Source organism: Pseudomonas sp. HAR-UPW-AIA-41, from assembly GCF_002304225.1.
GTDB lineage: Bacteria > Pseudomonadota > Gammaproteobacteria > Pseudomonadales > Pseudomonadaceae > Aquipseudomonas.
Genome location: NZ_NSLB01000002.1, coordinates 156864 through 180391, shown reverse-complemented (window position 1 = coordinate 180391; position 23528 = coordinate 156864). Strand labels below are relative to the sequence as shown.

General features: G+C 60.7%; 21 protein-coding genes, 3 tRNA genes and 1 pseudogene. 18 read left to right on the top strand and 7 right to left on the bottom strand.

From position 1 onward, the window contains the following. Positions 1-24 precede the first annotated feature (24 nt). On the bottom strand, positions 25-2067 hold the full coding sequence (locus CK486_RS05165) for a S9 family peptidase (protein WP_095939216.1): 2043 nt from the start codon (positions 2065-2067) through the stop codon (positions 25-27). A 78-nt stretch (positions 2068-2145) separates the two neighbouring features. Between CK486_RS05165 and CK486_RS05160 the strand changes: the two genes are divergently transcribed. The 15 genes and pseudogenes from CK486_RS05160 to CK486_RS05090 all read left to right on the top strand — a co-directional run bounded on the left by CK486_RS05160 (position 2146) and on the right by CK486_RS05090 (position 16502). After that, positions 2146-2622, top strand: a complete 477-nt coding sequence (locus CK486_RS05160; protein WP_095939215.1) for an MFS transporter — start codon at positions 2146-2148, stop codon at positions 2620-2622. Between the two features lie 11 nt (positions 2623-2633). Continuing rightward, complete coding sequence (locus tag CK486_RS05155) at positions 2634-3080, top strand: HIT family protein (RefSeq protein ID WP_095939214.1); 447 nt, start codon at positions 2634-2636, stop codon at positions 3078-3080. A gap of 1 nt (position 3081) precedes the next feature. Further along, positions 3082-3857, top strand: a pseudogene (locus tag CK486_RS05150) (class II glutamine amidotransferase). A gap of 241 nt (positions 3858-4098) precedes the next feature. Further along, positions 4099-5310, top strand: a complete 1212-nt coding sequence (locus CK486_RS05145; protein WP_095939213.1) for an aspartate aminotransferase family protein — start codon at positions 4099-4101, stop codon at positions 5308-5310. A gap of 122 nt (positions 5311-5432) precedes the next feature. Further along, the gene (aruF, locus tag CK486_RS05140) at positions 5433-6449 is read left to right on the top strand and encodes an arginine/ornithine succinyltransferase subunit alpha (RefSeq protein WP_095939212.1); all 1017 of its coding nucleotides are present in this window, start codon (positions 5433-5435) and stop codon (positions 6447-6449) included. An 88-nt stretch (positions 6450-6537) separates the two neighbouring features. Then, positions 6538-7563, top strand: coding sequence for an arginine N-succinyltransferase (gene astA / locus CK486_RS05135; RefSeq protein WP_095939211.1), 1026 nt, complete (start codon positions 6538-6540; stop codon positions 7561-7563). Between the two features lie 51 nt (positions 7564-7614). Then, complete coding sequence (gene astD, locus CK486_RS05130) at positions 7615-9078, top strand: succinylglutamate-semialdehyde dehydrogenase (protein ID WP_095939210.1); 1464 nt, start codon at positions 7615-7617, stop codon at positions 9076-9078. 14 nt (positions 9079-9092) lie between these two features. After that, complete coding sequence (astB, locus tag CK486_RS05125) at positions 9093-10424, top strand: N-succinylarginine dihydrolase (protein WP_371915484.1); 1332 nt, start codon at positions 9093-9095, stop codon at positions 10422-10424. Positions 10425-10437: 13 nt separating this feature from the next. Then, a complete protein-coding gene (locus tag CK486_RS05120) occupies positions 10438-10719 on the top strand; it encodes a topoisomerase II (protein WP_095939209.1) in 282 nt (93 codons plus the stop codon). Positions 10720-10742: 23 nt separating this feature from the next. Beyond that, the gene (astE, locus tag CK486_RS05115) at positions 10743-11741 is read left to right on the top strand and encodes a succinylglutamate desuccinylase (protein WP_095939208.1); all 999 of its coding nucleotides are present in this window, start codon (positions 10743-10745) and stop codon (positions 11739-11741) included. 94 nt (positions 11742-11835) lie between these two features. Then, positions 11836-14460 carry an alanine--tRNA ligase gene (gene alaS / locus CK486_RS05110; RefSeq protein ID WP_095939207.1) on the top strand — a complete coding sequence of 875 codons (2625 nt, stop codon included), beginning with the start codon at positions 11836-11838 and terminating at the stop codon, positions 14458-14460. 98 nt (positions 14461-14558) lie between these two features. After that, on the top strand, positions 14559-15797 hold the full coding sequence (locus CK486_RS05105) for an aspartate kinase (protein ID WP_095939206.1): 1239 nt from the start codon (positions 14559-14561) through the stop codon (positions 15795-15797). A gap of 191 nt (positions 15798-15988) precedes the next feature. Further along, positions 15989-16174, top strand: coding sequence for a carbon storage regulator CsrA (csrA, locus tag CK486_RS05100; protein WP_095939205.1), 186 nt, complete (start codon positions 15989-15991; stop codon positions 16172-16174). Positions 16175-16235: 61 nt separating this feature from the next. Continuing rightward, positions 16236-16326, top strand: a tRNA-Ser gene (locus tag CK486_RS05095). A 99-nt stretch (positions 16327-16425) separates the two neighbouring features. Then, positions 16426-16502 (top strand) — tRNA-Arg (locus CK486_RS05090). Positions 16503-16542: 40 nt separating this feature from the next. Here the strand turns inward: CK486_RS05090 and CK486_RS05085 are convergent. Continuing rightward, positions 16543-17037: a DUF4124 domain-containing protein gene (locus CK486_RS05085; protein ID WP_095939204.1), complete on the bottom strand. Its 495-nt coding sequence runs from the start codon at positions 17035-17037 to the stop codon at positions 16543-16545. Positions 17038-17314: 277 nt separating this feature from the next. On the opposite strand from CK486_RS05085, the gene mgtE reads away from it, so the two are divergent. Beyond that, positions 17315-18757: a magnesium transporter gene (gene mgtE, locus CK486_RS05080; protein WP_095939203.1), complete on the top strand. Its 1443-nt coding sequence runs from the start codon at positions 17315-17317 to the stop codon at positions 18755-18757. A gap of 56 nt (positions 18758-18813) precedes the next feature. Here mgtE and CK486_RS05075 read toward each other — a convergent pair whose 3' ends face one another. Further along, positions 18814-19140: an Arc family DNA-binding protein gene (locus CK486_RS05075; protein ID WP_095939202.1), complete on the bottom strand. Its 327-nt coding sequence runs from the start codon at positions 19138-19140 to the stop codon at positions 18814-18816. A 267-nt stretch (positions 19141-19407) separates the two neighbouring features. Between CK486_RS05075 and CK486_RS05070 the strand changes: the two genes are divergently transcribed. Together CK486_RS05070 and CK486_RS05065 are read left to right on the top strand one after the other, a co-directional pair. Continuing rightward, positions 19408-19484: transfer RNA gene (locus tag CK486_RS05070), tRNA-Arg, on the top strand. A gap of 112 nt (positions 19485-19596) precedes the next feature. Beyond that, entirely contained in the window at positions 19597-20940 is a 1344-nt protein-coding gene (locus tag CK486_RS05065) for a glutamine synthetase family protein (protein WP_095939201.1), read from the top strand. 36 nt (positions 20941-20976) lie between these two features. On the opposite strand, the gene CK486_RS05060 is transcribed toward CK486_RS05065, so the two are convergent. The 4 genes from CK486_RS05060 to flgA all read right to left on the bottom strand — a co-directional run bounded on the left by CK486_RS05060 (position 20977) and on the right by flgA (position 23497). Beyond that, on the bottom strand, positions 20977-21717 hold the full coding sequence (locus tag CK486_RS05060; RefSeq protein ID WP_256574367.1) for a flagellar brake protein: 741 nt from the start codon (positions 21715-21717) through the stop codon (positions 20977-20979). 64 nt (positions 21718-21781) lie between these two features. Next, positions 21782-22249, bottom strand: coding sequence for a flagella synthesis protein FlgN (locus tag CK486_RS05055; protein WP_095939199.1), 468 nt, complete (start codon positions 22247-22249; stop codon positions 21782-21784). Positions 22250-22292: 43 nt separating this feature from the next. Then, positions 22293-22619, bottom strand: coding sequence for a flagellar biosynthesis anti-sigma factor FlgM (gene flgM, locus CK486_RS05050; RefSeq protein ID WP_095939610.1), 327 nt, complete (start codon positions 22617-22619; stop codon positions 22293-22295). Between the two features lie 125 nt (positions 22620-22744). Then, positions 22745-23497: a flagellar basal body P-ring formation chaperone FlgA gene (flgA, locus tag CK486_RS05045; RefSeq protein ID WP_095939609.1), complete on the bottom strand. Its 753-nt coding sequence runs from the start codon at positions 23495-23497 to the stop codon at positions 22745-22747. Between the last annotated feature and the right edge of the window lie 31 nt (positions 23498-23528).

The following is a 23528-nucleotide window of genomic DNA, read 5'->3' as shown; positions in this document are numbered from 1 at the left end:
CGCGACGGGGTTTTCTTTTGCGGCTCAGGATTGCTGGATAAGTCCAAGCACCTTGAGCAGGAAGGCATACTCCAGCGCCACATCGCGCAGCGCCTGGTAACGGCCGCTCATGCCGCCATGGCCGGCGTCGAAGTCGGTCTTGAGCAGCAGCAGGTGATCGTCGGTCTTGCGCGTGCGCAGCTTGGCCACCCATTTGGCCGCTTCCCAGTACTGCACGCGGCTGTCGTGGTAGCCGGCCACGGCCAGCAGCGCCGGATAGGTCTGGCGCTGCACATTCTCATAAGGCGCATAGGCCTTGATCCGTGCATGGACCTCTGCCTCGTTGGGGTCGCCCCACTCGTCGTACTCGGTGACTGTCAGCGGCAGATCGGGGTTGAGCATGGTGTTCAGCACATCGACGAAGGGCACTTCGGCAATCGCTGCGGCGAACAGCTCGGGACGCTGATTGAGCACGGCGCCGATCAACAGCCCGCCGGCACTGCCGCCGCTGATTGCCAGTTGCCGGGCCGTGGTCAGGCCCTCACTGATCAGGGCTTCGGCACAGGCGATGAAATCGCCGAACGTATTCTGCTTGTGTTCCAGCTTGCCGGCGCGGTACCAGGCTTCGCCCAGTTCGCCGCCGCCACGCACATGGGCGATGGCGAAGATGAAACCGCGCTCCAGCAGACTCAGGCGGGCGTGGGAAAACCAGGGGTCGAGGCACTCGCCATAGGCGCCGTAACCATACAGATAGAGCGGCGCAGGTTCTCCGGCCGCCAGTATCTCGCGGCGGCCTACCAGACTGATCGGCACCTGGGTGCCGTCCGCGGCCGTTGCCCAGAGGCGGCGACTGACGTAGGCATCGGCGTCGAACGGCCCTTCCACCGGGGTTTCCTTGAGCACGCGCTGCTCGCCGCTGCGCAGGTCCAGCTGGCGGATCTGCGCCGGCCGGTTGAGCGCCTCGTAACGCAGGTGCAGTACCGGGCTGTGGAACTCCAGACTGTCCTGCACATAGAGGCTGTAGGCCGCATCCGGCAGGCTCAGGCGTCGGGGCGGCTGGCCGTTGCTGCGCAGCTCCAGCAGCGGCAGACCGCCCTCGCGCAGACTGAGGACCATGGCCTCGAGATTGAGGGTCAGGCCTTCGAGCATCACGGCCGGGTCGTGGGCGACCATCTCCTGCCAGTGGGTGCGCTCCGGGCGATCCTCGGCGGCTTGATAGAGCGCGAAGTTGATGCCGCTCTGGTTGCTGCGAATGAACCAGCACCAGCGGCCGTCGAGGAAGCCGTGATCGGGGTAGTACTCATGGCCTTCCTCGCGGCGGGCCAGGCAGCGGAAGTCGGCGTGGGGCTGCACAGCATCCAGCACCCAGGCTTCGCTGGTGGTCTTGCTCGACAGCAGCAGGATCAGCTGACGTTCGGAGCTGGCGCGGTGGCAGCTGAGAAAGTAGCGTCCGTCCTCTTCCTCGAACACCAGGCTGGCGCCAGCATCGCCCAGCCGGTGGCGAAACAGGCGGTGCGGCCGGTGGGTGTCGTCGAGGGTGGCGAAGAACAGGGTCTGGCTGTCATTGGCCCAGGTCAGGCTGCCGTCGGCCTCGCCGAAGGGCAGGGCGGTGATGGCGCCGCTGCCTAAGTCCTTGACGAACAGCTGGTAGATTTCATCGCCGCTGCGGTCGAGGCTGTAGGCCAGCAGACGCTGGTCGGGGCTGATGCTGAATGCGCCCAGACTCAGATAGCCGCCTTCGGCCAGAACGTTGGGGTCGAGCAGCAGTTGCTCGCTGGCTTCGTCCACGACCAGGCTGTCGCCCTGGCGGTTGCAGCGGTAGTGCCGCGGGTACTCGTCGCCCGCCTGGGTGCGCTGGTAGTACAGGTAATCGCCCCAGGGGGTCGGCAGGCTGAGGTCGGTTTCGCGGATGCGCCCCTTGATCTCCTGAAACAGCTGCTCGCGCAGGTTACTCTGCCCTGCCAGGGACTCTTCCAGGTAGGCGTTTTCCGCTTGCAGGTAAGCCAGTACGGCTTCGCTGTCGCGTTGCTCCAGCCAGGCGTAAGGGTCGGCGCCGTGCTCGGCACGGGCAATCGGGGCGGTGGGCATGGCGGGCTCTCTTGGCAGACGACAACGGGCAAAGCGGCTATCATACGTGCCCCCTGACCAGCCATGCCACGCGCCACGATGACCGAGAACGACTATCTGCTTGCCTGGGCCCTGTATGCCGTTGCCGGACTCGGCTGCCTGCTGGTGTGGTTCCAGATGACCGGCTGGATGTGGCGCTGGTTGCGCGAGCCGTTGCGAATGCTGATGGCGGTGCTGCTGCTGACGCCGACCATTGTCGATCCGGCCCGCGAGCTGTATGCCCCGGCCGTGGCGATTGCCGCGCTGGATATTCTGTTCAAGGTCGGCAACAACCCGCTGGCCTTCTCCGATCTGGCCATGTACGGCGCCATCGGTATGGCGCTCTACCTGGCATTTGCCTTCGTGCGCTGGCCGCTGGAAAGCTGGTGGCAGTCGCGCCGCAAGCCGCGCCAGACGGTCGTCGAGGACGATGAGCCGACCCTGCGTGAGCTGATGGATCGCGAAGGCCGCGCCGACGTCGACACCCGCCGGGATGCCCATGGCGATCGCCGCCTGCGCATCGAACCGCGTCTCTAGGAGCTGCGCGCATGGATTGCGTCTTCTGTGCCATCGAAGCCGGTCGCCTGCCGGCTCACCGCATTTATGAGGACGAGCATTTCATCGTCCTGCTGGATATCTTCCCGCTGCGCCCGGCTCATGTGCTGGTGGTTTCCCGCCAGCATGCGCCTTACCTGAGTGATCTCGATCCGGCTGCCCGCGCCGCACTGCTGCCGCTCACCGAGCGCCTGGCGCGTGCCCTGCGCCGGGCGGGCTACGGTGCGCGCGGCATCAATCTGCTGGTCAACGATGGCCCCGAAAGCAACCAGCATGTGCCGCACCTGCATCTGCACTTGATTCCGCGCCGTCGCGGTGATCTGGTTGCCCTGCTGTGGCGCGCCCTGACCCGCTTCCTGCCGCTGGCGCGTGCGCGTCTGGAGCGGCGCTTTCTGGCTGAGGCCGAGCAGCTGCGCGCAGCTCTGGCGCAGGAGCCCTGAGATGTGCGAACTGCTGGGCATGAATGCCAACGTGCCCACCGATATCGTCTTCAGTTTCACCGGCCTGATGCAGCGGGGCGGTCGTACCGGGCCTCACAAGGACGGCTGGGGCGTGGCTTTTTACGAGGGGCGGGGCGTGCGCCTGTTTCAGGACCGGCGCCGGGTTGCGACTCGGAAGTGGCGCAGCTGGTGCAGCGCTTTCCGATCAAGAGCGAAGTGGTCATCGCCCATGTGCGTCAGGCCAATGTGGGGCAGGTCTGTCTGGCCAACACCCATCCCTTCGTGCGTGAGCTATGGGGGCGCAACTGGTGCTTCGCCCACAACGGTCAACTGACGGACTTCGCCGGGCGGCGGGATTTCTATCGTCCGGTGGGTGATACCGACAGCGAGGCGGTGTTCTGCGATCTGCTCAATCGTATCCGCGGCGCTTTTGCCGATGATGTGCCGGTGCAGTTGCTCCTGCCGCTGCTGCTCAGCGCCTGCGCCGAGTACCGCCGCCAGGGCGTGTTCAACTGCCTGCTGAGCAATGGCCAGTGGCTGTTCGGTTTCTGCAGCACCAAGCTGGCGCGCATTACCCGGCGTGCGCCCTTTGGCCCGGCGCATCTCAAGGATGTCGAGCTGGAAGTCGACTTCAAGGCGCAGACCACGGCCAATGATGTGGTCACCGTACTGGCCACCGAGGCGCTCACCGACAATGAGCAGTGGACGCTGTTTCAGCCGGGCGAGTGGGGCCTTTGGGCGGCCGGTGAATCCATTGCCAGCGGTCGTCTGGACTGAAACCACGTCGGTCGAGGGTTGCCCGGCTTCGCGGTAAAAGCCGTCAAATTGCCGTCGAATGGGTCCTAATACGCCTGCGCAGCGTTTAAACTGCGCCTTCCCGACGCTTTCTGTCGCTTTTCTGTAAGCCCCGGCTGGCGCCGTGTTGGCGCTGTAAGAAGTTGTCGCATGGCGGCAATGCCGGTTGCCAATCAGTCCCTACAATCCTTTCATCGATAGCCGCTCTAGGCAGGAGACCCCGATGTCCGCTTCGCATGTGCAACGCGCCGATTTCGATCAGGTAATGGTTCCCAACTACGCCCCGGCCGCCTTCATTCCGGTTCGCGGCGAAGGCTCCCGCGTCTGGGACCAGTCGGGCCGCGAGCTGATCGACTTTGCCGGCGGCATCGCCGTCAACACCCTCGGTCATGCCCATCCGGCACTGGTCAAGGCGCTCACCGAGCAGGCGGGCAAGCTCTGGCACATCTCCAACGTGTTCACCAATGAGCCGGCCCTGCGCCTGGCGCACAAGCTGGTGGACGCCACTTTTGCCGACCGCGTGTTCTTCTGCAACTCCGGCGCCGAGGCCAACGAAGCGGCACTGAAACTGGCGCGTCGTTATGCCTGCGAAGAGTTCGGTGAAGACAAGTACGAAATCATCGCGGCGCTGAACAGCTTCCACGGCCGTACCCTGTTTACCGTGAACGTCGGTGGTCAACCCAAGTATTCCGACGGCTTCGGCCCGAAGATCGCCGGTATCACGCACATTCCGTTCAACGATCTGGAGGCGCTGAAAGCAGCCATCTCGGACAAGACCTGCGCCGTCATTCTGGAGCCGGTGCAGGGCGAGGGCGGCGTGCTGCCGGCTCAGCAGGCCTATCTGGAAGGCGCCCGCGAACTGTGCAACCAGCACAACGCCCTGCTGATCTTCGACGAAGTGCAGACCGGCATGGGCCGCAGCGGCCATCTGTATGCCTACCAGCACTACGGCGTGACCCCGGACATCCTTTCCAGTGCCAAGAGCCTGGGTGGTGGCTTCCCGATCGGCGCCATGCTGACCACTGACGCGATTGCCAAACACCTGGCAGTCGGCACCCACGGCACCACCTATGGCGGCAATCCGCTGGCCTGTGCGGTGGCCGAGGCCGTGATCGACATCGTCAACACCCCCGAGGTGCTGGCTGGCGTGACTGCCAAGAGCGAGCAGTTCCGCAACCGCCTGCTGGCCATCGGTCAGGCGACCGGTCTGTTCAGCGAGGTTCGTGGTCTGGGCCTGCTGCTGGGCTGCGTGCTCAGTGATGCCTGGAAGGGCAAGGCCAAGGCGGTGCTGGATGCCGCTGCCGCAGAAGGCGTGATGGTGCTGCAGGCCAGCCCGGATGTGGTGCGTTTCGCCCCGAGCCTGGTGGTGGAAGACGCCGATATTGATGAAGGTCTCAAGCGTTTCGAACGTGCCGTGCGTCAGTTGACGGCATGACGGGCGGTCGCGTGCCTGGGCCCGCGACCTGACGATTCCATGCGTACCGGGGTGACCCTCATCCCCCGGTTTTCTCTGGCAGGCTCAGGTTTGCCGGAGTTTTTACAAGAAGGAGTGACACCATGCTGGTGATGCGCCCTGCGCAATTGTCCGATCTCGCCGAGGTACAGCGCCTGGCGGCGGATAGCCCGATTGGTGTCACTTCCCTGCCGGACGATCTGCAGCGTCTGCAGGAGAAGATCCAGGCCTCGGAAGCCTCGTTCGGTGCCGAAGTCAGTTTCAACGGCGAGGAGAGCTACTTCTTCGTCCTCGAAGACAGTCAGACCGGACGTCTGGTCGGCTGCTCCGGGGTGGTCGCCTCGGCCGGTTACTCCGAACCCTTCTACAGCTTTCGCAACGAAACCTTCGTGCATGCCTCGCGCTCGCTGGGCATCCACAACAAGATTCACGTCCTCTCGCTGTGCCATGACCTCACCGGCAACAGCCTGCTGACCAGCTACTACGTGCAGCCCGAACTGGTGGATACGCCTTACGCCGAGCTCAACTCGCGTGGCCGCCTGCTGTTTCTCGCCAGTCACCCGGAGCGCTTCTCCGATGCGGTGGTGGTGGAGATCGTCGGTTACAGCGACGAGCAGGGCGAGTCGCCGTTCTGGAATGCCGTGGGCCGCAACTTCTTCGACATGAGCTACGTCGAGGCCGAGCGCCTGTGCGGCCTGAAGAGCCGTACCTTCCTCGCCGAGCTGATGCCGCATTACCCGATCTACGTGCCGCTGCTGCCGGATGAGGCGCAGGAGGTCATGGGCCAGGTTTACCCGCGCGCCCAGGTCAATTTCGACATTCTCATGCGCGAGGGCTTCGAGACCGACCACTACATCGACATCTTCGATGGCGGGCCGACCCTGCATGCGCGCACCAGCAGCATTCTTTCGATCAGCCAGAGCCGCGTGGTGCCGGTGCGCGTCGGCGAACCCGGCAAGGGCGGCCGCCAGTACCTGGTGTGCAACGGCCAGTTGCAGGATTTCCGCGCCATCGTTGCCGACCTCGACTGGGTGCCCGGCAAGCCGGTGACCCTGTCGGCAGAGGCTGCCGAGGCGCTGGGTGTGGGTGAGGGCGCCACGGTGCGCCTGGTCGCCCTCTGATCGATCAACCGGGCGTCGCCCTGCGGCGGCACCCTGCGGCATGCTGGCCGAGCGCCTGTGGCGACGGCCCTGAAAGCCTGGAGGCACTATGATTGTTCGTCCCGTGCGCAGCAGCGACCTGCCGGCACTGATGGCTCTGGCGCAGAGCACCGGTACCGGCCTGACCACTCTGCCGGCCAATGAGGAGCGCCTGTCCCATCGCGTGAGCTGGGCGGAGAAGACCTTCAGAGGCGAGGCCGAGCGCGCCGATGCCGATTACCTGTTCGTCATGGAAAACGATGACGGCGAGGTGGTGGGGATCTCTGCAGTAGCAGGCGCCGTGGGCAAGCGTGAGCCCTGGTACAACTTCCGCGTCGGCCTGACCGTCAGTGCCTCGCAGGAACTGGGCATTCACCGTGAAATTCCCACGCTGTTCCTGGCCAACGACCTGACCGGGCATTCCGAACTCTGCTCGCTGTTCCTGCATGCCGATCATCGCAGCGGCCTCAATGGCCGTCTGCTGTCCAAGGCGCGCTTCATGTTCATCGCCGAATTCCGTGAACTGTTCGGCGACAAGGTCATTGCCGAAATGCGCGGCATGTCCGACGCCGATGGTCGCTCGCCGTTCTGGGAAAGCCTGGGCCGGCACTTCTTCACCATGGAATTCTCCCGCGCGGACTACCTCACCGGCCTGGGCAACAAGTCCTTCATTGCCGAGCTGATGCCCAAGTTCCCGCTCTATACCTGTTTCCTCACCGAGGAAGCACAGGCCGTGATCGGGCGTGTGCACCCGCACACGGAACCTGCGCTGGCCATGCTCAAGGGCGAAGGTTTCAGCTATCAGGGCTATGTCGACATTTTCGACGCAGGCCCGGCCATCGAAGTGCAGACCGACAAGATTCGCGCCGTGGCCGACAGCCAGTTGCTGATCCTGGCCATCGGCACCCCGGGTGACGAGGCCGTGCCGTACCTGATGCACAACCGCAAGCGCGAGGACTGCCGCATTACCGCCGCACCGGCGCGGGTGGCTTCCGGCACCCTGGTGGTTGATGCCCTGACCGCCAAGCGTCTGCAACTCACTGCAGGCAGCCAGGTGCGGGCCGTGCCGTTGTCGGCGCGTGACGCGCAGAACTGATTTTCGCCGCGGCCCCCGTGGCCGGGTTTTGCTGTCGAGGACCATAACAAGATGAGCAGCCAATTTATTGCAGGCGTCTGGCAGGCGGGGCAGGGTGAGGCGTTCGAATCGCTCAATCCGGTCAGTCAGGCGGTGATCTGGCAGGGGCAGGGCGCCACTGCCGAGCAGGTCGAGGCCGCCGTACAGGCTGCCCGTCAGGCCTTCCCGGCCTGGGGGCGGCGCCCGCTGGAGGAGCGCATCGCCGTGCTCGAGCGCTTTGCCGCCTGCCTCAAGGACAAGGCCGATCTGCTAGCCCGCGCCATCGGTGAGGAAACCGGCAAGCCGCTGTGGGAAGCCGCCACCGAAGTCACCAGCATGGTCAACAAGGTAGCCATCTCGGTCCAGAGCTATCGCGAACGTACCGGTGAGAAGAGCGGCCCGCTGGCCGATGCCACGGCCGTGCTGCGCCACAAGCCGCATGGCGTGGTGGCGGTGTTCGGCCCCTACAATTTCCCCGGTCACCTGCCCAATGGCCATATCGTGCCGGCACTGCTGGCCGGGAACTGCGTGCTGTTCAAGCCCAGCGAGCTGACGCCGCTGGTGGCCGAGCTGACCGTCAAGTGCTGGATCGAGGCCGGCCTGCCGGCAGGCGTGCTCAATCTGCTGCAGGGCGCCCGCGAGACCGGCGTGGCCCTGGCCGGTAATCCGGGCATCGATGGTCTGTTTTTCACCGGCTCCAGCCGTACCGGCAACCTGCTGCACAGCCAGTTCGCTGGTCGCCCGGACAAGATTCTGGCGCTGGAAATGGGCGGCAATAACCCGCTGCTGGTCGATCAGGTTCAGGATGTCGAGGCTGCGGTCTACACCATCATCCAGTCCGCGTTTATCTCGGCCGGCCAGCGCTGCACCTGTGCCCGTCGTCTGCTGGTGCCGGCGGGCAGCTGGGGCGATGCCCTGCTGGCCCGGCTGGTCGAAGTCTGCCGGCAGATCAAGGTGGGGCGCTATGACGAGCAGCCGGCGCCGTTCATGGGTTCGGTGATTTCCCTGCAGGCCGCCCAGCAGCTGTTGGCGGCTCAGGCCGATCTGCTGGCGCGTGGCGCCACGGCGCTGCTGACCATGACTCAGCCGCAGGCTGATGCGGCGTTGCTGACGCCGGGTATCGTCGATGTCACGGCCGTTGCTGCACGACCCGACGAGGAGTTCTTCGGGCCACTGCTGCAGGTGATCCGTTACAGCAGCTTCGAGGCCGCCATCGCCGAGGCCAACAATACAGCTTTCGGTCTGGCCGCCGGTCTGCTGTCGGACGACAAGGCCCGCTACGAGCAGTTCTGGCTGGAAAGTCGCGCCGGCATCGTCAACTGGAACAAGCAACTGACCGGGGCGGCCAGCACCGCGCCGTTCGGCGGCATCGGTGCGTCGGGCAACCACCGCCCGAGCGCCTATTACGCGGCCGACTACTGCGCCTATCCGGTGGCCTCGCTCGAATGCGAGAGTCTGAGCCTGCCCGCCACTCTGACCCCAGGAGTAAGTCTGTGATTCCTGCCTATGAAATGAACTTTGATGGCCTGGTTGGTCCGACCCATAACTACGGCGGTCTGTCCTACGGCAACGTGGCCTCGCAGAGCAACAGTCAGGCGGTTTCCAGCCCGAAAGAGGCGGCGCTGCAGGGGCTGGGCAAGATGAAGGCGCTGATGGATATGGGCTTCAAGCAGGGCGTTTTTGCCCCGCAGGAGCGTCAGGATGTGGCCGCGCTGCGCAGCCTCGGCTTTACCGGCAGCGATGCCGAGGTGATCGCCCGGGCGGCGAAGGAAGCCATGCCGCTGCTGGCGGCCTGCAGCTCCGCTTCCAGCATGTGGACGGCCAACTCCTGCACCGTCAGCCCGAGTGCCGATACGGCCGACGGGCGTGTGCACTTCACGGCGGCCAACCTCAACTGCAAGTTTCACCGCAGCATCGAGCATCCGACTGCCAGTCGGGTGCTTGGCGCCATGTTCGCCAATCCGCAGCACTTTGCTCACCACGCTGCGCTGCCGGCGGTTAGCCAGTTCGGCGATGAGGGGGCAGCCAATCACACGCGTTTCTGTGCCGGCTACGGCGAGGCGGGGGTGGAGTTTTTCGTGTTCGGCCGCAGCGCCTTCGATCCGCGCTATCCGGCGCCGCAGCGCTATCCCGCGCGGCAGACCCTAGAAGCCTGTCAGGCGGTGGCCCGCCTGCATGGCCTGAGCGACGATGGTGTGGTTTATGCCCAGCAGAATCCGGCGGTGATCGATCAGGGTGTGTTCCACAACGACGTGATTGCCGTGGGCAACGGCGAGGTGCTGTTCTATCACCAGGATGCCTTCCTCGATACCGAGCGGGTACTGGCAGAGCTGGGTGACAAGCTGGCGCGCCGTGGTGGTCGCTTCCAGGCCGTCTGCGTGCCGCGCGAGGCGGTCAGCGTTGAAGATGCGGTGCGCTCCTACCTGTTCAACAGCCAGCTGCTGACCCGTACCGATGGCAGCATGCTGCTGATTGTTCCGGAGGAGTGCCACAAGAACGCGCGGGTCTGGGATTACCTGCAGCAACTGACGGCGGGTAACGGCCCGATTCGCGAGGTCAAGGTTTTCGACCTCAAGCAGAGCATGCAGAACGGCGGCGGACCTGCTTGTCTGCGCCTGCGCGTGGCTCTCAACGAAACCGAGCTGGCGGCGGTCAATCCGGGCGTGATCATGACGCCGACGCTGCACGACACGCTGGTTGCCTGGGTCGGCAAGCACTACCGCGACCGCCTGAGCGAGGCCGATCTGGCTGATCCGCAGTTGCTGGTGGAGTGTCGTGCGGCCTTGGACGAACTGACGCAGATCCTTAAACTGGGCTCGGTTTATCCATTCCAACTAGTCTGAGAGTAACGATCCCATGTCCGATGCCCTGCAACTGATTCTTGAAGATACCGACGGCACCCAGCTGGAAACTTCCTGCACGCGGTTTGCCGTGGTCTGGCAGGGCAAGGAGTTGTGGATTCAGCCGGTGGGTGATCAGCTGTTGATCGGTGTGGATGTTGAGGATGGTGACACCGAGTACGCCAACCTGCTGCTGCGCCCGCAAGCCACCAATCTGGTCAGTTTGCAGCTGGAAATGGAATCAATGGGTGATGACGATGACCATGTGCACGGCCCGGATTGCAATCACGACCACTGAGGTGGTCTGACGGAGGAGTCCCCATGCTGTCCCTCGGCAAACTGCTTGATCTGACGCTGGCCGGCCGTGAGCCAACCGAGAAGATTCAGTTGACGGCTGCTGGTGTGCGTTTGCACTGGCTGGCCGAGGGGGCTCTGGAGGTCAGTCCGATCAAGTCGGAGGATGCCGGGCTGGACCTGCTCTTGTCCGCCGGCCTGCACGGTAACGAGACGGCGCCGATCGAGCTGCTCGACCGGCTGTTGCAGGCGATTGCCAGCGGTGAGCTGCGGCCGCGGGTGCGGATTCTCTTTCTGCTGGGCAATCCCGAAGCCATGCGCCGCGGTGAGCGCTATGTGGAGCAGGACATCAACCGCCTGTTCAGTGGTCGGCATGAAGCGGCCAGTGGCTTCGAGGCGTTGCGTGCCGGAGAGCTGGAACAGCTTGCGGCCAATTTCTTCAGTCTTGCCGGTCGCGAGCGCCTGCATTACGACCTGCACACCGCCATCCGCGGTTCGCAGATCGAGCAGTTTGCCCTCTATCCCTACCGCGATGGCTGCCAGCACTCGGCCCGCCAGCTGGCCCGGCTGCGCGATGCCGGCATCGGTGCCGTGCTGCTGCAGAACAAGACCGGTATTACCTTCAGCTCGCACACCTATGCGCACCTGCAGGCTGAAGCCTTTACTCTGGAACTGGGCAAGGCGCGCCCGTTCGGGGAGAACCAGGGTGTCAATCTCATGCGGCTGGAGGCCGTGTTACGTGATCTGATCGCCAATGGCAGTAGCGGTGATGATGAGGATTTCAGCGGGCTGCAGCTGTTCGTTGTGGCGCGTGAGGTGATCAAGCACAGTGACGGTTTTCAGCTGCATCTGGCGCCCGATGTGGAGAACTTCACCGCCTTGCCCAAGGGCTTCCTGCTGGCCGAGGACATTGCGGGTAGTCGCTGGCTGATCGAGGAGGAGGGCGCCCGCATCATCTTCCCCAATCCCAAGGTGAAAAACGGTCTGCGTGCCGGAATTATCGTGGTTCCAGCCGTTTCCCTCTGAGTCTCTCGCAGAAAAGGCTTTTTCCTGGCGCTGAGCCCGATATAATGCGGGTTTTGTCGGCATTTTTTGCCCGCAGTTCGCCTGGAAGACCTGAATGAAAAGCGCAGAAATCCGTGAAGCCTTCCTCCGCTTCTTCGAAGAGAAGGGGCACGCCCGTGTGGCCTCCAGTTCGCTGATTCCGGCGAATGATCCGACCCTGCTGTTCACCAACGCGGGGATGAACCAGTTCAAGGACTGTTTCCTCGGCTTGGAAAAACGCGCCTATACCCGCGCTACCACCAGCCAGAAGTGTGTGCGTGCCGGCGGCAAGCACAACGATCTGGAGAACGTCGGCTACACCGCGCGTCACCACACGTTTTTCGAGATGCTGGGTAACTTCAGCTTCGGCGACTATTTCAAGCGCGATGCCATTACTTACGCCTGGGAGTTCCTGACCAGCGACAAGTGGCTGAACCTGCCCAAGGAAAAGCTCTGGGTCACCGTCTATGCCACCGACGATGAGGCCTATGACATCTGGACTCAGGAAGTCGGCATCCCGGCAGAGCGCATGGTGCGCATCGGCGACAACAAGGGTGCGCCGTACGCCTCCGATAACTTCTGGGCGATGGGCGATACCGGTCCTTGCGGTCCGTGCACCGAAATCTTCTTCGACCATGGCGAGCACATCTGGGGCGGCCCGCCCGGCTCACCGGAAGAAGACGGCGACCGTTACATCGAGATCTGGAACAACGTGTTCATGCAGTTCAACCGCACCGCGGACGGCGTGCTGCACCCGCTGCCGGCGCCGAGCGTGGACACCGGCATGGGGCTGGAGCGCATCAGCGCAGTGCTGCAACACGTCAACTCGAACTACGAGATCGACCTGTTCCAGAGCCTGCTGAATGCGGCGGCAGCCGCGATTGGCTGCGCCAACGAAGGCCAGGCCTCGCTGAAGGTGGTGGCTGACCATATCCGTTCCTGCGGCTTCCTGATTGCCGACGGCGTACTACCGTCCAACGAAGGTCGCGGCTATGTGCTGCGTCGCATCATTCGCCGCGCCTGCCGTCACGGCAACAAGCTCGGTGCCAGCGGTACCTTCTTCCACAAGATCTATGCCGCCCTGGCCAGCGAGATGGGCTTTGCCTTCCCTGAGCTGGTGGAGCAGCAGGCGCATGTCGAGCGCGTGCTGAAAACCGAGGAAGAGCAGTTTGCCAAGACCCTGGAGCAGGGTCTGAAGATTCTGGAGCAGGATCTCGCCGAACTGACCGGCAAGGAAATTCCGGGTGAGGTGGTCTTCAAACTGTACGACACCTACGGCTTCCCCATGGACCTGACCGGTGATATCGCCCGCGAGCGCGGCCTGAGCATCGATGAGGCCGGTTTCGAGCGTGAGATGGAGGCCCAGCGCGAGCGTGCGCGTGCCGCCAGCGCCTTCGGTCTGGATTACAACAGTCTGGTCAAGGTCGACGTTGACACCGAATTCACCGGCTACAGCACTACCGTTGGCGAAGCCAAGGTTGTCGGCCTGTTCAAGGCTGGGGCTGCGGTCGAGAGTCTGGCTGAGGGTGAGGAGGGCGTGGTGGTGCTTGACCGTACGCCGTTCTATGCCGAGTCCGGCGGTCAGGTCGGTGACAGCGGTTATCTCGCTGCGCCGGGGCTGCGCTTTGACGTGCGCGATACCACCAAGGCCGGTGGCGCCTTCCTGCACCATGGTGTAGTGGCCAGCGGCGTGCTCAAGGCGGCCGCGGCTGTAACCGCGCAGGTGGATGCTTCGGTGCGCCAGGCAACGGCACTGAACCACTCGGCCACGCACCTGCTGCATGCCGCGCTGCGTCAGGTGTTGGGTGAACATGTGCAACAGAAGGGCTCGCTGGTCGACAGTCAGCGTCTGCGTTTTGACTTCAGCCACTTCGAGGCCATCAAGTCCGAGCAGATCAAGGCGCTGGAAGATCTGGTCAACGCTGAGATCCGCAAGAACAGTGCGGTGGAAACCGAAGTCACCGATATCGACACGGCCAAGCAGAAGGGGGCCATGGCCCTGTTCGGTGAGAAGTACGGCGACAGCGTGCGCGTGCTTACCATGGGCGGCGGCTTCTCGGTCGAGCTGTGCGGCGGTACTCACGTGGCGCGTACCGGTGATATCGGCGTGTTCAAGATCACCAGTGAAGGTGGTGTGGCCTCCGGTGTGCGCCGAATTGAAGGCGTGACCGGTTCCGCGGCGCTGGCTTACCTGAATGCGGCTGAAGAGCAGCTCAAGGAAGCGGCGACGCTGGTCAAGGGTAATCGCGACAACGTCCTGGAGCGCCTGGCTGGTGTTCTGGAGCGCAACCGTCAGCTGGAGAAAGAGCTGGAGCAGCTTAAGGCCAAGGCTGCCAGTGCGGCTGGTGATGATCTGGCGGGCTCTGCTGTCGATACCAAGGGTGTGAAAGTGCTGGCTGCCCGTCTCGACGGTCTGGATGGCGATGCCCTGTTGGCCCTGGTCGATCAGCTGAAGAACAAGCTTGGCAGTGCGTTGATCCTGCTCGGTGGCGAGCTGGACGGCAAGATCACGCTGGTTGCCGGTGTGACCCAGAACCTTACGGCGCAGCTCAAGGCCGGCGACCTGATGAAACAGGCTGCTGCAGCTGTGGGCGGCAAGGGCGGTGGTCGTCCGGATATGGCGCGCGGTGGTGGTACCGATGTTGCCAAACTGGACGAGGCACTGGCGTTGGCTAGGGCTTACGTCGAACAGACCGTTTAAACACCATTCAGCCAGGCTCGCAGCGCGTCCGACGAGCCTTGGCAGTGTGACCCGTTGTGGGTGTAATGGGCGCCCTCGCAGAATCAGGCGGCTTTGAAATGGCTTTGATCGTACAGAAGTTTGGGGGCACCTCCGTCGGCACCATCGAGCGTATCCAGCAGGTGGCCGACAAGGTGAAGAAGTTCCGCGAAAACGGCGACGACATCGTGGTCGTGGTTTCCGCAATGAGTGGTGAGACCAATCGCCTGATCGATCTGGCCAAACAGGCCAGTGACGGCAATCCGGAGCCGCGTGAGCTGGATATGATGGTGTCCACCGGTGAGCAGGTGACTATCGCTCTGCTGGCCATGGCGCTGATCAATCGTGGTGTTCCGGCGGTTTCCTACACTGGCAACCAGGTGCGCATTCTTACCGACAGTGCCTTCAACAAGGCGCGCATTCTGCAGATTGATGACGAGAAGATTCGTGCCGATCTGAGTGCCGGGCGTGTTGTTGTTGTGGCCGGCTTCCAGGGTGTGGACGAGCAGGGCAACATCACCACTCTGGGTCGTGGCGGTTCCGACACCACAGGCGTGGCTCTGGCGGCGGCGCTGAAGGCTGACGAGTGCCAGATCTACACCGACGTCGATGGCGTCTACACCACCGATCCGCGTGTTGTGGCCCAGGCGCGTCGCCTGGAAAAGATCACTTTCGAAGAAATGCTCGAGATGGCCAGTCTCGGCTCCAAGGTGCTGCAGATTCGTTCGGTCGAGTTTGCCGGCAAGTACAACGTGCCGCTGCGCGTCCTGCACAGCTTTCAGGAGGGTCCGGGCACCCTCATTACCCTTGATGACGAGGAATCCATGGAACAGCCGATCATTTCCGGTATCGCCTTCAACCGCGACGAGGCCAAGCTGACCATCCGTGGCGTGCCGGATACTCCCGGTGTGGCTTTTAAAATTCTGGGCCCTGTCAGTGGTGCCAATATCGAAGTGGACATGATCGTGCAGAACGTCTCGCACGATAACACCACCGATTTCACCTTCACTGTGCACCGCAACGACTACCAGAAGGCTCTGGATGTACTGAAGCAGACTGCAGAAGCTATCGGCGCTCGCGAAGTCAGTGGTGACACCAACATTGCCAAGGTTTCCATCGTCGGTGTTGGCATGCGCTCCCATGCGGGTGTAGCCAGTCGCATGTTCGAGGCGCTGGCAAAAGAGAACATCAACATCCAGATGATCTCCACTTCGGAAATCAAGATTTCGGTGGTGATCGAGGAGAAATACCTCGAGCTGGCGGTCCGCGCTCTGCATACTGCTTTCGAGCTGGATGCTCCGGCCCGACAGGGTGAGTAAGGTTTGACTCGAAAGGCGCGGCTAGTCCGCGCCTTTTGTCTTTTTTGGCTTGCTGGCGGAACTTTCTTTTTGCCAGTCGTGGTCAATACTTGGGTGAAGGACTTGGATGGTCTTGAGATCGCTGGGTTTGACACCATTTTTCTTGCAGATCGAACGTGTTGTCCTGAACAGATATCCGAAAGGAGAAAGGAATGCTTATTTTGACTCGTCGGGTTGGAGAAACCCTGATGGTGGGCGATGACGTTACTGTCACCGTTCTGGGTGTCAAAGGTAACCAGGTGCGCATTGGCGTCAATGCTCCCAAGGAAGTCGCGGTGCACCGCGAAGAGATTTATCAGCGGATCCAAAAAGAAAAGGATCACGAACCAAACCACTAATTTTTCTGCATTTTTTGCTTTGCAAACGGGGAAAAGCTGGTTATTATGCGCCCCGTGTTGCGGAGAGGTGGCCGAGTGGCCGAAGGCGCTCCCCTGCTAAGGGAGTACACCTCAAAAGGGTGTCGGGGGTTCGAATCCCCCCTTCTCCGCCATATTTGTTTTATAGGTGTTATCGATCATCTTTAAGTTGTTGAAATTTAAAGAAAAAGATTGAGATATGATTTAAAACACCTATAATTCATGCCCTCAGCGCACTCATAGCTCAGCTGGATAGAGTACCCGGCTACGAACCGGGCGGTCGGAGGTTCGAATCCTCCTGAGTGCGCCATTTTTCAAAAGGCTCGCAGTGATGCGGGCCTTTTGTTTTTCTAGCGTTTGCTTCTGACGCAGCCGTTTTCATCAAAGCTGACTTGCCGCTTTCGGCCGTTCTGGTCCTGATAGGTGTAGCGGGTCTGGCCATTTTGTTCGTTGCTGCTGTTGGGCTTGCCAAGCGCGCTCTCGATGTCACTGCGCGCCATGCCGCGCCGGACCTCTTTGCGGATGATGGCGCTGCGCTTTTCACTGCTGCTGAGCTGATTGCCGCAGCCGTCGTCTCGTGTTCCAACAACGGTGGGCTGCTGATTGTCTGAGCGTTCGCTTGTTCTTGTGCTTTTGCTTGGCGCTGCCATGAGGGTGGGGCGCCCTGAGCTGGGTGTGGGATTGTTGGCTTGCTGTATTGCCTGGTCATGGCTGGTTGGGCAGCCGCTCAGGGTATAGGTCACATGCCCATTGGCGTCCTGACAGCGAAACACGCTGGTGGCAAATGATGTTTGAGGGATGAGTAGGCTCAGACTGAGCAAGCCTGATTTCAGCGATCCGTGCATAAGGCGTCCTCCTGACGACAGTTTCAGCGTAGATCGGCTCAGGGTGCTGTCCAGTTCTTCTTGGTGCTTTAACTTTGCGTTGCAAATGCTTGTTCTTGCCGTGATTTTGACAAGCCTGTCTTCAGATGAGCTGTTATTATTGTCGTGTCAGCCCCGTCGGGGCTTGTGGAACCCAACCATGGACTTACCCAGTAGTCACTCAGAACCTCGATTGTTCAGCGTACTGACTGTTTGATTCCCTCTGTAGCGTGCTCGCCTACTGGGGGAGGAGCACGCTATGTCCGAAGTAGAATTCAAGAAGGCTCCAGATAGCCTGCAGGATCGTTTGGCCCAAGTGGTCGATCTCCTGCATCGGCATAAACTGGTCGAAGATCTCGCACACCGCCAGGAAGGCCATCAGCACGCGCGGGTAGAAAATCTGGTGCATCGGCAGAATCTGGCCGAGCTTCAGCGCAAGCTGGATGAGCTGCACCCTGCAGATATTGCCCACATTCTCGAAGCCTTGCCGCTTGGCGACCGTCTGACTGTCTGGCAGTTGGTCAAGGCCGAGCGCGACGGTGACATCCTCCTCGAAGTCTCGGATGCCGTGCGTGAATCACTGATCGCCGACATGGATGATCACGAGATTCTCGCCGCTGCGCGCGACATGGATGCCGATGAGCTGGCCGATCTTGCGCCAGAGCTCCCTCGCGATGTGGTTCATGAGCTGATGGACTCCCTGGATGCTCAGGATCGCGAGCGGGTCCGCTCGGCGTTGTCCTATGAAGAGGATCAGGTTGGCGCGCTGATGGACTTCGAAATGGTGACTATCCGTGAGGATGTCAGTCTCGAAGTAGTGCTGCGCTACCTGCGTCGTCTGAAAGAGTTGCCGGGTCATACGGACAAGCTGTTTGTCGTCGATTATGACGGCATCCTCAAGGGTGTTCTGCCGGTCAAGCGATTGCTGGTCAATGATCCGGAAAAGCTGGTTGTCGAGGTGATGGCCAGTGATCCGGTGATTTTCCATCCGGATGAGGATGCCCATGACGCAGCTCAGGCTTTCGAGCGTTATGACCTGATTTCCGCTCCGGTCGTTGATCGTACAGGCAAGCTCACCGGGCGTCTGACCATCGATGAAATGGTTGACCTGATTCGTGAAGAAAGCGAAACCGAAGTGCTCAACATGGCGGGTCTGCGCGAGGAGGAAGACATCTTCGCCTCGGTGTGGAAGTCTCTGGGCAACCGTTGGGCCTGGCTGGCGGTGAACTTGATTACGGCCTTCGTGGCATCGCGCGTGATCGGCATGTTCGAGGGCTCGATCGAGAAGCTGGTGGCGCTCGCGGCTTTGATGCCTATTGTCGCGGGCATTGGTGGCAACTCCGGTAATCAGACCATCACCATGATCGTGCGCGCGATGGCACTTGATCAGCTGGGCACCAGTAATACCTCGCGACTGCTGCGTAAGGAGCTTGCGGTGGCGTTGATCAATGGTCTTGTCTGGGGCGGGGTCATTGGTGTGGTGGCCTACCTGCTTTATGACAGTTGGTCGCTTGGCGTGGTGATGACAGGGGCCATGACCTTGAATCTGCTCTTGGCGGCATTGATGGGGGTTCTGATTCCCATGACGCTGGCGCGGTTGGGGCGTGATCCGGCGATGGGTGCCAGCGTGATGATCACGGCCATGACCGACAGTGGTGGTTTTTTTATATTCCTGGGTTTGGCCACGTTGTTTTTGCTTTAGGAAACAGAACAAAAAAGCCGCTCTGTGAGCGGCTTTTTTGTTCGTGTTAAATGTGTTCAGTCGTCACTAGCACTAATTTCAGCGTCGTGAGCAATCAGAGCGACCAAGGCGTTTTGCTGGCGGCGGCTGAGCTGGCGGAAGCGCTGCAGTAGTTCGCGCTCGGCCAGGGTCAGATCGCTGCTGTCCAGGGTTCGCGGGCTGTTAGCATCAAGTGCGCCTTCCTGTACGAGGCTTTGCTCTAGGCGCGAAATGATTTCGGAGTTCATGCTCCGGTGATGATCACGAGCCACGTCGGATATGCGCTCGCGCATACCTTCAGGGAGTCGAACCACAAATTTGTCAGCCGTACGGCTGGAGTAGGATGCCTGTTTCATAGGGCGCATACATTAAACCGGTTGGCAGGTTAAAGCGATACTGGCAATCCGCTACAGGGGTGTTATCGCTGTTAATTGCAGGGTCATTCCGTTGACGCCAACATATAGGCGGATTCTCGTTGGCATGGCGGCGATTGGCCAGCACCAATTGTCTGAAATGTGCTCAATCTGACAAATGCGCGGGCCTGACACTTATATGCGTGGTGTTGCTGCAGGCATGACAAATGCCCCGTGGGTCGTTACCATGCCGCACGTCCGGCGTCCGTCGGCGCCAGTGTCCCAGTAGCTCAATTGGATAGAGCATCCCCCTCCTAAGGGGAAGGTTGGAGGTTCGACCCCTCTCTGGGACACCAGTTCCCTCCCTTGCCTATTTTCTCCTGCACGTCTTGGTGCAAACTTGATACCTCAAGCATCCGCGGCATTTGCTTGAATTGCTGTGGGTACAGTCATTTCAAGGATTATCTGATGTTGACTAGCACAGAGTTGACCGCTTTGCGTGAACAGTTGTCTGGGGTCGTCGAGATCGAGTGCGTGACAGCGGATCTCAATGGTATCCCGCGTGGCAAGGTCATGACGGTCGAGGGTTTTCTCTCGGGGAGGCGCCTGCAGTTAGCGCGGGGCGTGATGTTGCAGTGTGTTATGGGTGGCTACCCGGCGGCGCGGTTCTATGGTGGTGATGACGGTGACTTGGTGCTCAATGCTGTGCCCGGGCAGGTGCATGTGCTGCCTTGGTCAAAGCCTTCGCGTGCCCTGGCCATTTGCGATGCTGATGAACTGGCAGGTCAGGGTTCCGGTCTGTCTACGCGCAATTTGCTCAAGCGCGTTGTGGCGAACTATCGGGCCAAGGGGTTGGAGCCTGTGGTGGCGACCGAGCTGGAGTTTTTCATTTTCGATCGGCATGGCGATCCGCAGCAGCCGTTCCTGCCTCCGGTAGGTGTCGATGGGCGGCGGGAGTCAGGGTTCTCTGCTTTCAGTGTCACTTCGGGCAACGGCTTGCGTCCTTTTTTCGAGGATGTCTATCGCTGTATGGATGCCGTAGGTATCCCCCGTGACACCTTTATGCATGAAATGGGCACCAGTCAGTTCGAGATCAATCTGATTCATGGTGAGCCCCTGCTGATTGCCGATCAGACCTTTCTGTTTAAGCACCTGTTGCGGGAAGTGGCGCTTCAACATGGCTTGCTGGCGGTGTGTATGGCCAAACCGCTGGCTCATACCGCTGGCAGTTCCATGCATATTCATCAGAGCGTGGTGGATGCGCAGGGGCGGAATATCTTTACGGCCGACGATGGAGAGGCGACGCCGGCGTTCTATCACTTCATCGGCGGGCTGCAGGCTTCTCTAGCCGACTTTACGTTGTTGTTCGCGCCGAACATCAATTCGTTCCAGCGTCTTTGCAATCCCTATGCTTCGCCCAATAACGCGTGTTGGTCGTACGATAACCGTTCGGCTGGGCTGCGCATTCCCGCCAGTGGGCCCGAGGCTCGTCGGGTGGAAAACCGTCTTCCGGGAGCGGACGCCAATCCTTATCTGGCGCTGGCTGCCAGCTTGGCTGGGGGGCTTTATGGGATGGAGCAGCAGCTGCAGCCATCTACACCTGTGAGTGGCGAGGTTGAGGCGCCATCGGAGTTGCTTCTGCCGGACAGCTTGCAGGAGGCGTTGCGCAGACTGCGAGGAAGTCTGCGAGCGCGCGAGGTGTTTGGTGAAGAGTTCATCGAAGGTTATCTGGCTTGCAAAACGATGGAGCTGGGTGATTTTCTCGGGGAAATCTCGCCCTGGGAGAGAAGGGTACTTGCGACGCAGATTTGATCTGTTGGCGACGCCCGCTCAGCGGGCGTCGCTATTTCAGTCGTCCAGTCCCGTGCGGCGGGATTCACGCTGCAACTGATAGACGAAGCGCTCGATATGGCGTTGATCGAGGCCGGCGACTTGGTGGAAGCGCACTCCGGCAAAGGTTGTATTGACCTTGAGTTGGAAGTCCAGATGGCGCAGTTCAATTGCGACATTCAGCTTGCCAAAAGGCGTGGCAAAGTGCAGGCATTCATAGATCTGCCCGGTTTGCAGGCGATCACCTAGGTTGCCTGGGAAGCGGAGGCGACAGCCGGTAGCGGAAATGTCCAGCATCTGTCCGCGTACGGGCATTCTGAGGTGTTTGCCAGACATTTCTACAGCAATCGACTGGCTATGTTTGATGCTGGCACGAAAGGCGTTTCTGCGTTGGTGATAGGTGATTTCTTTGGGGATCGTGGCCCAGAAACAGCGGCTCCCTTCATGTTCCCCGGCTTTCACCTGTGTGCACTCCCAGGCGATACGAATTCCTTCGTGGTAACCCTCGACGTGAAAGCTTTCGCCGCTGTTTAGCAGTCGCTCTGCGTCGGTAGGGAACATTTCATCCAGAGCCAACCGGCCGCGCTCGCGATCAAGGTGTACGAGGTAGCTCTGAAAGCGTTGGCTACGACCTTCAAAGGTGACGACCAGCGCATCATGATTCTGCTCAAGCATGCGTAAGCTGGCGCAGACCTCCAGCGGTGTTTTGAGGACTTTAGGCGGTTGAGGACCATCATCCTCGGCAAAAGGGCTGGACACGCTGCGAACATCTCCCAGAAAGCTAAGTCCCCGCACGCTTGTAGTGGGGCTTCTTAGTGCGTCGTCAGGCTTGGCTGATCGGTCTTTTGCTGGCGATTCTAGCTGCGCCACCGCGGCTATCATAGAGGCCTTGGCCATGAGTGCCGCGAATAATATTGAGTAGACTGGAGGTGCTGCTCTGGTTGGCCTTGATTAAGCGGCCGTTGCGCACATTCGCTTTCTGGCACTCACTGATCAATTCTGCCAAATGTTCGCTGTCTTGGATCAGTGGTTCACCGCTAGTGGACTGCTCTGCGTAACGCTTGAGGCCTGCAGCGTCGGGACTCAGGTGCTTCTCAATCAAGATGCGACTGCGTTGCTGGCTATGCTGATCGAGTGATGTGAGCAGAGGGAGTTTCTCAACTAGCAGCTTTTCTAGTGCCTGAAGGTCGCGCGCTTGCAGCGCCTCATATTCGGCATCTATTAGCTTGAGCAGTTGCTGTGCATGCTCAATGTCGTCGAGAAGGAGTTGATGCAGGGCATCGGTTGACATGGCTGCCTCGGGAAATAGGTTGTCACCAAGCGCAGCCAGAGGCTTAACGCTGGGATTCGAAGTCCAGAAGTTTGCTGGCAACTTTTTGGCTGTCTACTGCATAGCTGCCGTCAGCGATGGCTTGCTTCAAGCGAGCAACCTTTTCTTTATCAATGCTCGGCAGGTCGCGAAGCTTGTCTGCCACTTTCTGCAGTTGCTGCGCTTCGTTGCTTAACATCACGGATTCGCCACCCTTGCTACTGATCTTAGGCTCAGTCTGCGACTGGGTCTGAGTCGAAGGGATCTCAGCTTTCCCGCTACTTTGGTTGGCACCGGCTTTGCCAGCTTGGGCTGCGCCGCTGCCAAGGGGCCTATTGAAGTCGATGACCATGGTGTGAACCTCGAAGAATTGGACGCTTGCCACTGTTTCGGTTGCAGGCGGAAAAACTTTAGCGACAAGCTTCGTCAAAAATCAGTCTAAACAATTGGGCTGATTATGCATAACAAGATTCATGCCTACATGCTCACTTCAACTTGGCCAGGCCCTGTCACCCGAGCCTTGATTACCCTCTGTGAGCTCAGGTTACGCACCCTTATTTGCTCCCCTGGTGCTCCATCGGATAGTGCCTCGCCGGGCATTTTTACACTCATATTGTGGGTGCCTGCGCTTATAACTACCTGATCACCCTTGCTAATGACATCCGCCATTTCGACCATATTGGGGGTGAGTGCCTGATCTGCCAACAGTGGCCGAGTACTTTTGTTGCCAATAGCTTGCGTAAGCTCCGTCAGATATCCAGCGTTGAGAGTGCCCACATCGCGTTCGGCGAGGTGAACGTCCGCGTTACCCAGCAGCGTTTGCCTTTTCAGGGGGCGGCTGGCTACAACTATCTGTCTGTAGAGCTTGACTTGGGCGGGCACAAAGACCGTCCACTGTGTCGTGCTATCGCAGCGAACACGCAGGCTGATACGCCCAATAGGCTCACTGGGCGTTTCGAGCCGAATGCTCAAGGGAGTATCGCAAGCAGCCAGGCGCAGGCGGCTGTCGAGGCGATTGATCTCTATTTGGGGGCGGCCATCTATGCCGCCTTGTTGTAAATATTCGGCGACCCGTTGCTCAAGAAAGCTCTGGCTGGCGCCGATAAGCATTTCGCTGGTGGTGAAGGCAGGGCTTGCCTGAGCCAAATCCTCGAGCACGAAAGTGCTCAAGGCTCCGATAAGTAGTGCCAGGGCTGGCTGTCGACGTAAAACTGACGAATACTTTTTCATGCCGGTGAAAAAGCAAGCAGCGTGCCGCACT

What these genes read in the sequence shown, in the direction of transcription:
- CK486_RS05145 (WP_095939213.1), top strand. Translation starts at nt 4,099, where the DNA reads ATGTCCGCTTCGCATGTGCAACGCGCCGATTTCGATCAGGTAATGGTT.
- CK486_RS05075 (WP_095939202.1), bottom strand. Translation starts at nt 19,140, where the DNA reads ATGCGCCCTATGAAACAGGCATCCTACTCCAGCCGTACGGCTGACAAA.
- CK486_RS05105 (WP_095939206.1), top strand. Translation starts at nt 14,559, where the DNA reads ATGGCTTTGATCGTACAGAAGTTTGGGGGCACCTCCGTCGGCACCATC.
- CK486_RS05065 (WP_095939201.1), top strand. Translation starts at nt 19,597, where the DNA reads ATGTTGACTAGCACAGAGTTGACCGCTTTGCGTGAACAGTTGTCTGGG.
- CK486_RS05085 (WP_095939204.1), bottom strand. Translation starts at nt 17,037, where the DNA reads ATGCACGGATCGCTGAAATCAGGCTTGCTCAGTCTGAGCCTACTCATC.
- CK486_RS05155 (WP_095939214.1), top strand. Translation starts at nt 2,634, where the DNA reads ATGGATTGCGTCTTCTGTGCCATCGAAGCCGGTCGCCTGCCGGCTCAC.
- CK486_RS05120 (WP_095939209.1), top strand. Translation starts at nt 10,438, where the DNA reads ATGTCCGATGCCCTGCAACTGATTCTTGAAGATACCGACGGCACCCAG.
- mgtE (WP_095939203.1), top strand. Translation starts at nt 17,315, where the DNA reads ATGTCCGAAGTAGAATTCAAGAAGGCTCCAGATAGCCTGCAGGATCGT.
- alaS (WP_095939207.1), top strand. Translation starts at nt 11,836, where the DNA reads ATGAAAAGCGCAGAAATCCGTGAAGCCTTCCTCCGCTTCTTCGAAGAG.
- astD (WP_095939210.1), top strand. Translation starts at nt 7,615, where the DNA reads ATGAGCAGCCAATTTATTGCAGGCGTCTGGCAGGCGGGGCAGGGTGAG.
- astB (WP_371915484.1), top strand. Translation starts at nt 9,093, where the DNA reads ATGAACTTTGATGGCCTGGTTGGTCCGACCCATAACTACGGCGGTCTG.
- CK486_RS05160 (WP_095939215.1), top strand. Translation starts at nt 2,146, where the DNA reads ATGACCGAGAACGACTATCTGCTTGCCTGGGCCCTGTATGCCGTTGCC.
- astE (WP_095939208.1), top strand. Translation starts at nt 10,743, where the DNA reads ATGCTGTCCCTCGGCAAACTGCTTGATCTGACGCTGGCCGGCCGTGAG.
- CK486_RS05055 (WP_095939199.1), bottom strand. Translation starts at nt 22,249, where the DNA reads ATGTCAACCGATGCCCTGCATCAACTCCTTCTCGACGACATTGAGCAT.
- flgA (WP_095939609.1), bottom strand. Translation starts at nt 23,497, where the DNA reads ATGAAAAAGTATTCGTCAGTTTTACGTCGACAGCCAGCCCTGGCACTA.
- astA (WP_095939211.1), top strand. Translation starts at nt 6,538, where the DNA reads ATGATTGTTCGTCCCGTGCGCAGCAGCGACCTGCCGGCACTGATGGCT.
- aruF (WP_095939212.1), top strand. Translation starts at nt 5,433, where the DNA reads ATGCTGGTGATGCGCCCTGCGCAATTGTCCGATCTCGCCGAGGTACAG.
- csrA (WP_095939205.1), top strand. Translation starts at nt 15,989, where the DNA reads ATGCTTATTTTGACTCGTCGGGTTGGAGAAACCCTGATGGTGGGCGAT.
- CK486_RS05165 (WP_095939216.1), bottom strand. Translation starts at nt 2,067, where the DNA reads ATGCCCACCGCCCCGATTGCCCGTGCCGAGCACGGCGCCGACCCTTAC.
- flgM (WP_095939610.1), bottom strand. Translation starts at nt 22,619, where the DNA reads ATGGTCATCGACTTCAATAGGCCCCTTGGCAGCGGCGCAGCCCAAGCT.